The 13,702-nt window shown below is 57.9% G+C and carries 9 protein-coding genes; all 9 read left to right on the top strand.

Annotated features, from left to right (window positions below; genetic code table 11):
• Positions 1-109: 109 nt before the first annotated feature.
• The 9 genes from ACZF99_RS14455 to ACZF99_RS14415 all read left to right on the top strand — a co-directional run bounded on the left by ACZF99_RS14455 (position 110) and on the right by ACZF99_RS14415 (position 13,579).
• Positions 110-3,787 carry a dynamin family protein gene (locus ACZF99_RS14455; RefSeq protein ID WP_483605773.1) on the top strand — a complete coding sequence of 1,226 codons (3,678 nt, stop codon included), beginning with the start codon at positions 110-112 and terminating at the stop codon, positions 3,785-3,787.
• Positions 3,788-4,037: 250 nt separating this feature from the next.
• Complete coding sequence (locus tag ACZF99_RS14450) at positions 4,038-5,807, top strand: ABC transporter ATP-binding protein (RefSeq protein ID WP_483605772.1); 1,770 nt, start codon at positions 4,038-4,040, stop codon at positions 5,805-5,807.
• Entirely contained in the window at positions 5,804-7,660 is a 1,857-nt protein-coding gene (locus ACZF99_RS14445) for an ABC transporter ATP-binding protein (protein ID WP_483605771.1), read from the top strand. Before ACZF99_RS14450 ends, ACZF99_RS14445 begins: the two co-directional genes overlap by 4 nt.
• Positions 7,661-7,775: 115 nt before the next feature.
• Entirely contained in the window at positions 7,776-8,237 is a 462-nt protein-coding gene (locus tag ACZF99_RS14440; RefSeq protein WP_483605770.1) for an N-acetyltransferase family protein, read from the top strand.
• A gap of 286 nt (positions 8,238-8,523) precedes the next feature.
• Positions 8,524-9,741, top strand: coding sequence for a branched-chain amino acid ABC transporter substrate-binding protein (locus ACZF99_RS14435; protein WP_483605769.1), 1,218 nt, complete (start codon positions 8,524-8,526; stop codon positions 9,739-9,741).
• A 39-nt stretch (positions 9,742-9,780) separates the two neighbouring features.
• A complete protein-coding gene (locus ACZF99_RS14430) occupies positions 9,781-10,764 on the top strand; it encodes a branched-chain amino acid ABC transporter permease (protein WP_483605768.1) in 984 nt (327 codons plus the stop codon).
• A gap of 10 nt (positions 10,765-10,774) precedes the next feature.
• Positions 10,775-12,070, top strand: a complete 1,296-nt coding sequence (locus tag ACZF99_RS14425; protein WP_483605766.1) for a branched-chain amino acid ABC transporter permease — start codon at positions 10,775-10,777, stop codon at positions 12,068-12,070.
• Positions 12,071-12,074: 4 nt separating this feature from the next.
• The gene (locus ACZF99_RS14420) at positions 12,075-12,878 is read left to right on the top strand and encodes an ABC transporter ATP-binding protein (protein ID WP_483605765.1); all 804 of its coding nucleotides are present in this window, start codon (positions 12,075-12,077) and stop codon (positions 12,876-12,878) included.
• A complete protein-coding gene (locus ACZF99_RS14415) occupies positions 12,875-13,579 on the top strand; it encodes an ABC transporter ATP-binding protein (protein WP_483605764.1) in 705 nt (234 codons plus the stop codon). The genes ACZF99_RS14420 and ACZF99_RS14415 overlap by 4 nt, the downstream gene beginning before the upstream one ends.
• Positions 13,580-13,702: the final 123 nt, after the last annotated feature.

Raw genomic sequence — 13,702 nt, 5'->3', positions numbered from 1 at the left:
AAGATCCGCAGCGAGGAGCGTTTCCAAGCGCACAGGGAAATGTTAAAATATGAATAATCAAAATCAAAATGAAACTTGATTTCGCAGCGTGGAAAACGGAGGGGCTTAGATGGATCGGACGATAACGAAGACGGAGTACACCCTGCAGGAGCGGCTGCATCGGCTGCGGGACCTGCTGGAGAGAGAAGGGGATCTGACTGCGGCGGCGGAACTGCGCGAGGTTGGCGATAAGCTGGGCCGGCGGGAGCTGGTTGCGGCGTTTTGCGGCCATTTTTCGGCGGGAAAGTCGAGTTTGATCAATGCGTTATGCGGGAAAGCCGTGATGCCGTCCAGTCCTCTCCCGACCAGCGCTAACGTGGTGCTCATTCGGGCAGGGGAGCCGCATGCGCTGCTGACGCCGGCCGATCCGGCCAAAGCCAAGGCGAAAGTGCCGGTGGATGAAGTGGCGGCATATTGCCTTAACGGGGAAGAATACGCCCGCATCGAGCTCTGGGATCAGGTGAAGCTGCCGCCGCGCGGCGGCGTGTTGCTCGATACGCCGGGGGTCGATTCCAATGACGCCGGCCATGCGATGGCTACGCACTCCGCTTTGCACTTGGCGGATGTCGTTTTTTACGTGATGGATTATAACCACGTTTCTTCGGAGACGAATTTAAGCTTCGCCAAATCGCTGTGCGATTACGGGAAGCCGGTTTTTATGGTTGTGAATCAAATCGATAAGCACCGGGAAGAGGAACTGGCTTTTGAAGCTTATCGGAACTCGGTCCGCGGGGCGTTTGGTGCTTGGAATATCGCGGCGAAGGGAATTTTCTATATCTCTTTGAAACGGGACGATGCTCCCGGCAATATGCTGCCGCAGTTGCGTGAAGCGGTCCGCGCCTTGTTTGACCGGGGCGACGGGTTGCTGGAATACGGCGCTTATGCCTCGGCCGCCCAGTCGGTCGAAGCCCATTTGGCCCGGGCGGCCGAGGCGGAGCGGGACCGGCGCGAGCGGCTTGAGCAGGAAGCGGGCGGAGAAACGGACGTATCGGCGATGGAGGAAGAGCTGCGGATGCTGGAGGCCGCTGGCCCGTCGGGAGAGCCGGCGTGGGAGCTGCGGAAGCAGGAGTGGCTGCGCCGCATCGGCAGCCTGCTGGAGACGGCGCAGTTGATGACGCCGCCGCTGCGGGAGCTCGCCGGGCGTTTCCTGGAGAGCCGGGCGCCGGGCTTTAAAGCGAAGGGCTGGTTCGCCGGCGGGAGGACGGAAGCGGAGAAACTGGCGCGCCAAACCGCGTTTCTGCAGGCGCTGGGGGAGCAAGCCCAAGCGCAGCTGGATTGGCATGTGCGCCAGGAGCTGCGGGCGATCGGTCAGGAGCTGGAGCTGTGGGGCGAAGCCTGGGAGCGGCAGCTCGACGAGCGGATGCCGAAGCCGGAGGCGGCGTGGATCACGGAGCCGCTGCCGGGCGGAGCGACGCTGTCCGGCGAGTCGACGCTGCACTACGCGGCGGCGGTGGGCGCCGGCATCGCCGTGCGCTACCGTCGCGCGGCCGCGGGCGTGATCGACGCGCTGCTCGCCGCGCCGTCGCCGCGCCGCGCCGCCGAAGCTGCGGCGGCGCTCGCTAGGCGCGCCGAGCTGGCGGCGCGCCTGCCTGCGGCCCGCGCCCTGGCGCAGCTGGACGCGGCCGCCGAAGCGCGCGCGGCGCGCTGTGCCGCGCTGCTGGGCGCGCCCGTGCCCCTCACCCCCGGCCTACTGCCGGAGGTGAGGGCGGGGGTGGCCGCGCCGCGCGCTGCGGGCAGCGGCGCGGGAGCGCCTGCGGCGGCGAAGGCGGCGGGCACCGCCGCTGCCGCTCGGCCGCCGCAGGCGCAAGCCGCCGGGGGCGGTGCCCCGGCGGCAACGGTGCCCGCGCCGGCGCGCGGGCGCGCGCTCGCCGCCGCCGCGCGCCTGACGGCCGCCGCGGAGCGGCTGGCTCCCCACCCGGCCTTCGGGACCGGGGTGAGGGAGCTGACCCGGCGCGCCGCCGAGCTGCGCGGCGGCGTCTTCACTGTGGCGCTGTTCGGGGCGTTCAGCGCCGGGAAATCGTCCTTCGCCAGCGCTTTGCTGGGCGAAGCCGTGCTGCCCGTCTCGCCGCATCCGACCACCGCGGCGATCATCCGCGTGATGGCGCCGGCCGACGGCCAGCGCCATCAAACGGCAGCCGTCAAATTCAAGAGCGCTGAGGCGATCCGCGAGGATTTGGCTTATTCCTTCCAAGCTCTCGGCTTGGGGGCTTGGTCCGAAACGGCCTGGCTGGAGGCGGTTCGGCGCTTGAAACCCGAAGACATTCCGGCGGCCGGCCGGGCTCATTACAGCTTCCTGAAGGCGGCGGCCGCCGGATGGGATGCGGTTGCCGAACGGCTCGGGCAGGTCGAGGTCGTGGAGGCGGAATTGTTCCGCAGCTACGCGGCTAACGAAGCGAAAGCGTGCTTCGTGGCCGAAATCGATTTTTACTACAGCTGCCCGTTAACCGAACAGGGCATCGTATTGGTGGACACGCCGGGGGCGGATTCGATTCATGCCCGCCACACGGGGGTCACGTTCCAATATATGAAAGACTCCGACGCGATCATTTTCGTAACGTACTACAATCATGCGTTTTCGCGCGCCGACAAGCAGCTGCTGAGCCAACTGGGCCGAATTAAGGGCAGCTTTGCTCTCGATAAAATGTTCTTTGTCGTTAATGCGGCCGATCTTGCGGCCTCGGAGGAGGAGTTGACCGCCGTCGTGGAGCATGTACGGGACGGCTTGCGAGCGGCTGGTATTCAACAGCCAAGCGTGTATGCCGTATCCAGCATGCGCGCCATGGCCGCAAGCCGGGAGAACGCCGCGGACGATCCGGGTTTCGCTCTTTTCCGGCAGCGGTTCTCGGCTTTCCTGGAGCAAGATCTGGGCAACCTGGCCGTTTCGTCCGCGGCCGCGCTGCTGAAGCAGTTGCACGAACGGTTGTTTAAATGGACCGAGGCGGCCGGGCAAACCACGAAAAGCGCGGAACAGCAGCTCGCCGCTCTGCATGAACGCCGGGATGTCTTCGAGCAGGCGGTTGCGGAGTTCGTCCAGGTCGATATCGGCCGGGAGTGGGGGCAGGAGAATGCCGAGCTGCTGTTCCACGTCGTGCAGCGGGTGCGGCTGCAGGCGTTGGAGCTGTTCGCCGAATTTTTCCACCCTTCGCTTCTGCAGGAGCGCAACGGTCCGCTGAAACGCAACTTTACCGTTGCGATGCATGGCTGGCTGGGTCAGGTTTCGGGCGAGTTGGAGCGAGAGCTGCTCGCCACAACGCTGCGCCTGGAGCGCAAAGCCGAAACGCTGCTGAATCGTGAAGCGGAAGCATGGTGCCGTCGGCATGAAGCTGCTCTGGAAATGCCGCTCAGTTATTCGCAGAGCGAAGCAAACTGGAATACGCCGGTGATCCCGGAAGGTTTGTTGGACAGCGGAACCTTGCTGCCGGAGACGTATTGGCCGTTCTTCAAAAATCCGAAGTCCTTCTTTGAAGGTGGCGGCCGCATGCAACTGCGGGCCAAACTTGAGGAACCGCTGCTTGCCAAGCTGAAGGAGATCGTCGAGGGGATGGAGATGAAGTTCCGGGAGCATTATGAACGTGAAATCGCGGTCCGCAAGGAGCAAACCGCCGCAACCTTCCGCGGTTTGTGGGAGGAATGGGAGCAGAGCATCCAAGGCTCCCAAGCCCCTTCGGAGGAGATCGCCCATTGGAAGAGCATTCTTGAGCAAATTGGGCGGGATGTGGAGGAAATGGAAGCTTTTTATGAAAGATAAGCCGGATTTGCCCGGGATAGAGGCCTAATATTCCAAATATAAGGGATATTAGGCTTTTCTTCGTTTTGCCGCGGGAAAATCCTGATGATAAACTGCAAGGAGCCAAGGCCATGTAAGCGCATGCTCTCAGGCTGTGAGAGGTTTTGCGCGTTCTGACGGCTCTCTCGGATATCGCACCAAGACGTCCGGAACCCTTGGTAGACGGGCTTTTTGCAAGGCATTCCAAGAAACGGTGTGTAGGAGGAGAGACATGGAGGTTCTCAGGCAACTGCGGGGCTATTATCAGGCAAGGTTGAATTACTTGGTGTTGTCGATATTATGTTTGGCGGCCGCGACCGGACTGGGTTTAGTCTATCCGATGCTGCTGCGCAAGTTGATTGACGATGTGATACGTCCGGGAAATTACGGGGAAGTTGTATGGATTGCCGCAACGGCGGTTTCCGTCGTGGCCGTTAAGGCGCTCCTGCAATTTCTGCACGGTTTTTTCGGCGGGCGATTGGGGAACTATCTTGCCTATCGCCTGCGTAACGCATGCTACGAGAAGCTGCAGTTTTTGTCGTTCCGCTATTACGATACGGCCAGGACGGGGGACTTAATGTCGCGCTTGACGGGGGATTTGGAAGCAATCCGCAACTTCGTCGGGTTCGGCTTTGCCCAACTGCTCAATCTCATTCTGATGGTGACGTTCGGATCGGCGGTCATGCTGTCCATTCATTGGCAGTTGACCTTGCTGACGATGATCACGATTCCGTTTCTGGCCGGCGTGGCGCTCAAATTCGAGTCGAAAATCCATCCGGCGTTCCAGGAAATGCGCCAGGCGCTCAGTTCCTTGACGACCGCGGTGCAGGAAAACGTAACCGGCGTGCGCACCGTCAAATCGTTCGCCCGGGAGCCGCACGAAGTGGAGAAATTCTCGCACCGGAACGAGCGCTATAAGAATAACCAGATTTTCGCGGCTACTTTATGGAGCAAGTTCTTTCCGGTGATGGAGTTGCTGGCTTCGATCAGTGTGGCGGTGCTCCTGTCGGTCGGAGGAACGCTGGTGATCAAGGGGCAGCTGTCGCTCGGCGATCTGGTCGCCTTCTTCAGCTTAATCTGGTTTATTATCGGACCGATGTGGGGGCTTGGCTTCCATATTAACAACTATACGCAATCCAAGGCGTCCGGGGAACGGGTGCTGGAAATTTTGAATCAACCGATCGACGTCAAAGATGAAGCGCAGGCGATGGAGCTCGACTCGGAGCAGGTTCGCGGCGATGTTCGGTTTGAGGGGGTTACGTTTGCTTACGGAAATAAAATGCCTGCCGTGGTCGACATCGATTTCCATGCGCCGCCCGGCTCCGTGATCGGTTTTCTCGGCGGCACCGGTTCCGGCAAATCGACGATTATTCAATTGCTGATGCGCGCTTACGACGTGAACAAAGGCCATATCCGTCTGGATGGCAAAGACATCCGGGAGCTCAGCGTGCGCAGTTTGCGCAACCAAATCGCCACGGTGTTCCAGGAGACGTTCCTATTCTCCTCGACCATCAAAGGGAATATCGCCTACGGCATGACCAACGTGTCCATGGAGGAGATCATCCGCGCCGCCCAATTGGCTAAGGCGCACGAGTTTATCATGGAGCTGCCGGATGGTTACGATACGGTGGTAGGGGAACGAGGGCTGGGATTGTCCGGCGGACAGAAGCAGCGGATCGCCATCGCCCGTGCCCTGCTCAAAAATCCGAAAATCCTCATTCTGGACGATGCCACCAGCGCGGTGGACATGGAGACCGAGCAGGAGATCCAATCCGGCTTTCAAGAGGTTATGCGGGGGCGAACGACGTTTATTATCGCCCACCGGATCTCGTCGCTGCGGCATGCCGATGAAATCCTCGTCTTGAACGAAGGGCGGGTCGTCCAGCGCGGGAAACATGAGGAGCTGATCGAATCGCCCGGTCCGTACCGGGACGTGTACCGTATCCAATACGCGGACCATTTGGCTGGAACGGCCCTTGGTGAAGGGGGGGAGATGGCATGAATACGCAAACGGTCACCGAGCATAAGCGAGGGCCGGGCAAGGAATCGGCACGCGGCAAAATCGAGGAACGGTTTGTCTATCAAGATGACGAGGTGATGGATAAGGCGTTTGATTGGCAGCAATTTCGCCGGCTCTTCGCTTACATGATTCCCTATGCCAAACAGATGCTGCCCTTGATCATCCTGATGACGGTGCTCGGTACGTTGACGAAGCTGGCCGTGCCTTATTTGACGAGTTTGGCCATCGACCGGGCGATCGCGCCGGAGAACGGCCAAACCAGCTTATCGCTGCTGTACGGCATCACCGCCGCCGTTCTGGCGTTATACCTGATCCAATGGGCTTCCGGCGTATACCGGATCAAATATACGAACATGATTGGGCAGAAGGTTATCTATGATTTGCGCGCCCATTTGTTTAAGCATATCCAGAAGCTGTCGTTTAACTTCTTCGATAAACGTCCGGCCGGTTCGGTGCTGGTGCGGGTGACCAATGACGTCAATTCTTTGCAGGAGCTGTTCACCAACGGGGTCGTTAACCTGATGATCGACTGCGTACAACTGGCCGGAATCGTCGTGATTCTGCTGCTGATCAACTGGAAGCTGGGGCTTGCGGTGATGATTACCGTACCGATTATGTTCCTGATCTCCACCAAGCTGCGGCAAAAAATCCGGATGGCCTGGCAGGAAGTCCGTATGAAGAATTCGCGGATCAATTCCCATTTGAACGAGTCGATTCAGGGCATCCGCGTCACCCAAGCCTACACCCAAGAGCGGGAGAACATGCGTTACTTCGATTCGATGAACCTGAGCAGCAAAAAATCGTGGGATAAAGCGTCGGCCATGAACCAGGCGTTTGGGCCATTAATTGAAATCACCGGGGGCATCGGCACGTTCGTTTTGTTTGTGCTGGGCGTTTATCTGATTCAGTCCGGAGAACTGACGATTGGCCTGCTGGTCGCGTTCAGCAACTATGTGGGCAACTTCTGGGACCCGATCAATCGCCTGGGACAAATGTATAACCAATTGCTCGTGGCGATGGCTTCCTCCGAACGGATCTTCGAATTTATCGACGAGGAGCCGATGATTGCCGATAAACCGGGGGCGAAGCCGCTGCCGGCCATTACGGGCGAGATCCGCTTTAACCGGGTTGTCTTTGAATATGAAAAAGGACGTCCGGCCTTAAAAGGCATCGATCTGGACGTTCACGCCGGTCAGTCGATTGCGCTCGTTGGCCATACGGGCTCGGGAAAAAGCACGATCATCAACCTGCTCAGCCGATTTTATGATCCAAGCGAAGGTTCGTTGGTGATCGATGGTCATGACATTCGTGATGTCACCGTTCAGAGCCTGCGCAGTCAAATCGGTGTTGTGCTGCAGGATACGTTCATCTTCTCGGGAACGATTCGGGACAACATCCGATTCGGGCGGCTGGATGCGACGGACGCGGATGTGGAAGCCGCGGCCAGGGCGGTGGACGCCCACGATTTCATCATGAAGCTGCCGGCCGGCTACGATACCGAGGTGGAGGAGCGCGGCAACGTGCTGTCAATGGGGCAGCGCCAGCTATTGTCGTTTGCCCGGGCGCTGCTGGCGAATCCGCGGATTCTCATCCTCGACGAGGCGACGGCCAGTATCGATACGGAGACCGAGCTGAAGATCCAGGAGGCGCTTAAGGTGCTGCTCAAAGGGAGGACCTCTTTTATCGTCGCCCACCGGCTCTCGACCATCCGCAGCGCCGACCAAATCGTCGTTTTGGATCACGGCGAGATCAAAGAATCGGGCACGCACCGGGAATTGATGGAGAAAAAGGGAATCTATTACGGCTTGGTCGAAGCCCAATTTCGCTATTTGTAACTTTTTATCGAAAAATATTTACATTTTTAATTATAACTATTGCAATCTTGCCCGCAAAGCCGGAAAATAAAATAGGATTGTTATCGGCAAATTAAATAAAGGTGGTTTGGTCCAATTGAGTATTGAGGCGTTAGCTCCGGCTTTGGTCATTCGCAACGGATGTTGCGACGATGTTCAACACATGCTTCCTTTAATGCGTCAGTTGCGTTATCCGATGACGGCGAGTGTGCTGAAGGAACGTCTAGGGATGCTGGAAGGCCAGCTGCTGCTGGGCAACCTGGTGGCGGAACTCGACGGTGTGGTCGTAGGGACGGCTTTTCTCAAGCAGCATCAGACGCATGATATGAGTAAACCGGTCACCCGGATTACGGCATTGGTTGTGGATGAGAAGCACCGTGGTACGGGCGTCGGGAGACGATTGATCGAGGAAGCGGAGAAGTGGGCCCGCGAGCGGGGGAGCACGGATTTGGTGTTATCCACAGCCCGGGAAAACCATCTGTCCGCCAAAGCATTCTATGAGCATTGCGGCTTCAGCTGCAACGGATACCGGATGAATAAGCCGTTAAGTCAAGCCTAAAAATATCCTAAAGACAAACTGCGATTCAAGCTCCGCCCTATTCGAAGGGCGGGGCTTTTTTGTGCTCGGCGAGGAAGAAGAAAATCGCGCGTAAAATAAATTAACATTTCCGTTTTATAGTTGAAGTGGGAAAATGTAGTTTTGCGTAGGTGCGGGATTAATGTGATTTCAAATGTGACGAATACTAACATATTTATGGGAATGGAATGATTTATTGTTAGTATACGTGACGTGAAAGTAACGCAAATTGGGGCTAACCCCTAGAAAGAAGAACCATTTTAGGAGGATGCGTATGAAGGGGAAAAAAAGATGGGCATGGCTAGTCAGTACTTGTTTAATGATCGGGTTGCTTTCGGCGTGCAATTCGTCCGGCAACGAAACGAAACCGGCGGATGGGAATACCGCCGCCGGAGGCGAACTTCCGGTTATCAAAATCGCTTCGCAATCCCCGTTATCCGGGGGCTCGGCCATCCAAGGGGAATCGATCAAGCTCGGGGGGCAGATGGCGCTGGAGGAACGCCAAGCGGAATTTAAGGAACTCGGATTTGACTTGCGGTTCGTGCCTTACGACGACCAGGGCGATTCGAAGAAAGGGGTTGCCAATTCCGAATTGATCGGTGCCGATCAGGCGGTATTGGCGGTGCTCGGGCATTTGAACTCCGGAGTCTCGATTCCGAGCTCGGTCGTGTACGAGAAATACGGGATTCCGATGGTCTCCCCGGCCAGCACGGCGACCGACTTCACCGACCGCAAACTCCAGGTGGCCAACCGCATCGTCGCCCGCGACGATTTTCAGGGACCGGCGGGCGCCGAATATGCCGTGAAAACGGTCGGAGCGAAACATATTTTCGTCATCCAGGATAAAACGGCTTACGGGCAAGGATTGGCCGACGCTTTCCGCAGCGCGGCCGAAGAACTCGGAGCCACGATCGCCGGTTATGAGGGCATCACGGTCGGGGAAAAGGATTTTAACGGGGTGCTGAACCAGGTGCTTAGCAAGAAGCCGGACTTTATTTTCTTCGGCGGGATGTATGCGGAGGCCGGACTGATCGTCAAACAGGCCCGCGAGAAGGGCATCACGGTGCCGATCATGGGTGGAGACGCACTGGATTCGTCGGGGATGGTGGACATCGCCGGCGACAAGTTGACCGAAGTCGCTTACAGCTCCGTGTCGACGGACGTCACGAAGTCCAATAAGGAATGGGCGGACCAATATCAAGCAAAGTTCGGCAAATCCGTCGAGAACTATTCCGCCTATGCGTATGATTCGATGAATGTGATTCTGAACGCGGTGAAGAAAGCGATTGAAGCGAATGGCGGCAAGCTGCCAACCCGCGGGCAGGTTCGCGACGCGGTCCGGGCCACGACCGATTTCGAGGGCATCGCGACCAAGGTCAGCTTCGACGACAAAGGCGATAACGAGTTCGCCAAGGTTTTCATCTATAAATTCGAAACGTCAACCTACCCTGGCACGATGGTATCGGAAATTGAGCAGCCGAAGTGATCTTGGGTTTCGGCAATAACGCAGAAGGGGTTAGGACTTATGGATATGATCCTGCAAACACTCCCCCAGGTTTTGGTGGACGGATTAACCTTGGGCGCGGTCTACGCGGTGGTGGCCATCGGCTATACGATGGTATACGGCATCCTCGAATTCATCAATTTTGCGCATGGGGAAATCTTTATGACCGGCGCGTTTGTGGGCACCGCCGCCCTGCTGACGATGAATTCGGCAGGGTGGTTGACCGGGCTGCCCGCCGGACTTGCTTACTTCCTCATCCTGGCGACGGCGATGCTGTCAACCGGACTGCTCGGGATCGGAATTGAGCGGGTGGCCTACCGGCCGCTCCGCCGGGCTCCGAAGCTCATCTCGCTGATCTCGGCGATCGGGGTGTCCTTCCTGCTGCAGGATATCGTCCGATTTATCGCGGATATCCGGACGGGGAATTTTATCGTCACCGGCATTTCATTGTACGGCGAGAACTTGAAGTTAGGCGCCTCTTCCTTGTGGAGCGGGTTTGACGATGCGTTTCTGAAGATGAATACGATCATCGTCGTGGTTGTGGCGGTCGTTTTAATGGTGGGGCTCGATTTTTTCGTAAATCGCACCAAATGGGGCACCGCCATGCGGGCCGTAGCTCAGGACCGGGAAACGGCGTCGCTGATGTCCATTAACGTGAACAAGGTGATCGCGTTGACTTTCTTTATCGGATCGGCGCTTGGCGGCGGGACCGGCGTCCTGTTTGCCCAGCAGTACGGAACCATCGATCCTTATATCGGGTTTATCCTCGGAATGAAGGCTTTCACCGCGGCGGTTCTCGGCGGGATCGGCAATATCCGGGGTGCTATGTTCGGCGGGTTGTTCATCGGCGTGCTGGAAATGTTCTCGTCGGCCAACCTGTCGGTCTTGACCAGCGGCGCGCTTGGCGGGGAGTATAAGGACGTCGTCGCTTTTCTGATCCTGATCGCGGTGTTGATCTTCAAGCCGGAAGGGTTGTTCGGCAAAGCCGTGAAAGAGAAAGTGTAGGTGATCCGCTATGAATCAACTTAAGCTCTGGTTGGAGCGCAGCAAACCCGCGCAAGCTTTGTTATTGACGTTGTTTGTCCTTATCACGGCGGCCAGCGTATATTTCTCGAATAAATCAGTGATTGCTTTTCTGTTGCTGCTCGGTTCTTTATTGCTGCTGTATTTGACGACCTTCCGACCCTCCGTGAAATGGTTGACCGGCGCGGTGCTGCTGCTGGGGGTGATTCCGCTTGCGACCTCCGGTGGCCCGGCGCATCAGTCATATATGGAAGTGGCTACACAGTGCGGCATTTACATCGCTATGGCGTTAGGGCTTAACATCGTGGTCGGGTTCGCCGGACTGCTCGATCTCGGCTTTGTGGCTTTCTTTGCGGTTGGAGCCTATACGTACGCCATCTTTGCCACGCCGCAGGCGAACGAGTTGATCTCCGGCAACCTGTTTCCGCTGCCCGGGGGCGCTTTCTGGATCTTCATTGTGCTTGGCGGATTTATGGCCGCGCTGTTCGGGCTGCTGCTCGGTTTGCCGGTACTGCGGGTCAAGGGCGATTATCTGGCGATCGTGACGCTGGGATTCGGGGAAATTATCCGGATCATCTTCAACAATCTGGATAAACCGGTGAACATCACGAACGGGGCGATGGGGCTGTCTTCGATTCAACCGCCGAGCTTATTTGGCCTTTCGTTCACGTTTCCGAACCAGTTTTACTTTATCGTCGTCTTTATTTTGGCGATCGTGATTTTCAGCGTCAAACGTTTGGAGCATTCCCGGCTCGGGCGGGCGTGGAAGGCGATTCGGGAGAACGAGATCGCCGCGCAATCGATGGGCATTCCGCTCATCCGCACCAAACTGACCGCCTTTGCCATCGGCGCTTCTTTTTCCGGCATGATGGGCGTGGTATTTGCGGCCAAGCAGACCTTTATCGATCCGACCAGCTTCACGCTGATTGAATCGATCACGATTCTGGTCATGGTGCTGCTGGGCGGCATGGGCAGCGTGCCCGGCGTCATTCTCGGGGCGGCTTTGGTGACGATCCTGAATTTGCAGGTGCTTACGGAACTGACCAATTGGTTAAACCAGTTATCGCTGCAGGGGATCATTCAGCTTCCCGCCTCGATCTCGCCGTCCAAGATGCAGCGCTTGATCTTCGGCGCCATCCTGGTGCTCGTCGCCATCTTCAGGCCGAACGGCCTGATCACCGCCAAGAACAAGCAGGTGGATCCCGTGCGGTTGAAGGCGCTGCGATCCGACAAGGCGTTGTCCGTCAGGCCGTCGGCCAATCCCCAAAGCGGAAAAGCGGAGGTGTAGGTCCATGACGATTCTGAAGGTCAGCAAGCTGGTCAAGCGCTTCGGCGGATTAACGGCGGTCGGAGGCGTCGACTTTGCGTTCCCCCGCGGCAAAATTTCCGCCGTGATCGGTCCCAATGGGGCCGGGAAAACGACGTTCTTCAATATGATTACCGGCATCTATACGCCGGATGAAGGCACGATCGAACTGGACGGAACGTCTATCGTGGGGGTCAAACCCCATCAGATCGTCAGCCGGGGAATCGCCCGGACGTTCCAGAACATCCGCCTGTTCGGCAGTATGACCGTGTTGGAAAACGTCATGGTCGGCATGCATATCCATCTGAAGGCGGGAGTCATCGGCACGCTGCTCTCGCTGCCGACCGCCCGGCATGAGGAGGAAGCGGTGCACAGGGAGGCCTACCGTCTGCTGGAATTCGTCGGCTTGCAGGAGCTGCTGAACGAGCAGGCGGCCAACCTGCCGTACGGCGCTCAGCGGCGGCTGGAGATCGCCCGGGCGCTGGCGGCGAAGCCGAAGGTGCTGTTGCTGGACGAACCGGCAGCCGGCATGAATCCGCGCGAGACGGCCGAGCTGATCGGGTTGATCCGGCGGATTCAGGAGGATACCGGAATGACGGTCATCCTGATCGAACATGACATGAAGCTGGTGATGGAGTTAGCCGAGCACATCCTCGTCTTGGATTACGGAACGAAAATTGCCGAAGGCGGGCCGGATCATATTCGCTCGCACCCGAAGGTGATCGAAGCCTACCTCGGCAAGAGCAAGGTTCAAGGCGATACCAGCGTACGATTCGAGGTGATTTCATGAGCTTGCTGGAGCTGAGAGGGGTTCATGCCTATTACGGGGCGATCGAAGCGCTAAAAGGGGTCAGCTTGACCGTGGAAGAGGGGGAGATCGTTTCGCTGATCGGCTCGAACGGGGCCGGAAAGTCCACCACGCTCAAGGCGATTTGCGGCCAAGTGAATACGACCGGCACCATCCGCTTTAACGGCACCGAGATGTCAACCTTGCCGCCGCATCGGACGGCGTTGAAAGGCATCGCGCACGTGCCGGAGGGCCGGCGGATTTTCCCGCGGCTGACGGTGAAGGAAAACCTGGAGATGGGTGCTTTTTCCGTGAGGGACAAAAAGACGATCAAGCAGCGGATGGAGAGGGTGTTCGACCATTTTCCCCGGCTCCTGGAGAGGCTGACGCAAACCGGCGGAACGATGAGCGGCGGGGAGCAGCAAATGCTGGCTATCGGCCGGGCGATGATGATGCAGCCGAGAATATTGCTGCTGGACGAACCGTCGATGGGGCTTGCCCCGATCATCGTCGAGCAAATCTTTGAGATCATCCAGCAGCTTAATCGCGAAGGGATGACCGTGCTGCTCGTCGAGCAAAACGCTTTTCAGGCTTTGCATATCGCCCACCGCGGCTACGTGATGCAAACCGGGGAAATCTTGATGGAGGACGAGGCCGATATGCTGCTCGCCAACGAGCAGGTTAAAGAAGCTTATCTGGCATAACCGTATGCGGAAACGTCCCGTACGTAGGATCACCATCGTTTTTCGGAGCTTTGCGCGATGATCCCGGTTATCTCCTCCTTATTCTCCTTATCAAAAGGGATAATGGTGCAAAGGAACACAGAG

Source organism: Paenibacillus sp. JL3B1040, from assembly GCF_057063165.1.
Note: the sequence above shows the minus strand (reverse complement) of the source record. Positions and strands in the feature narration are given on the sequence as shown.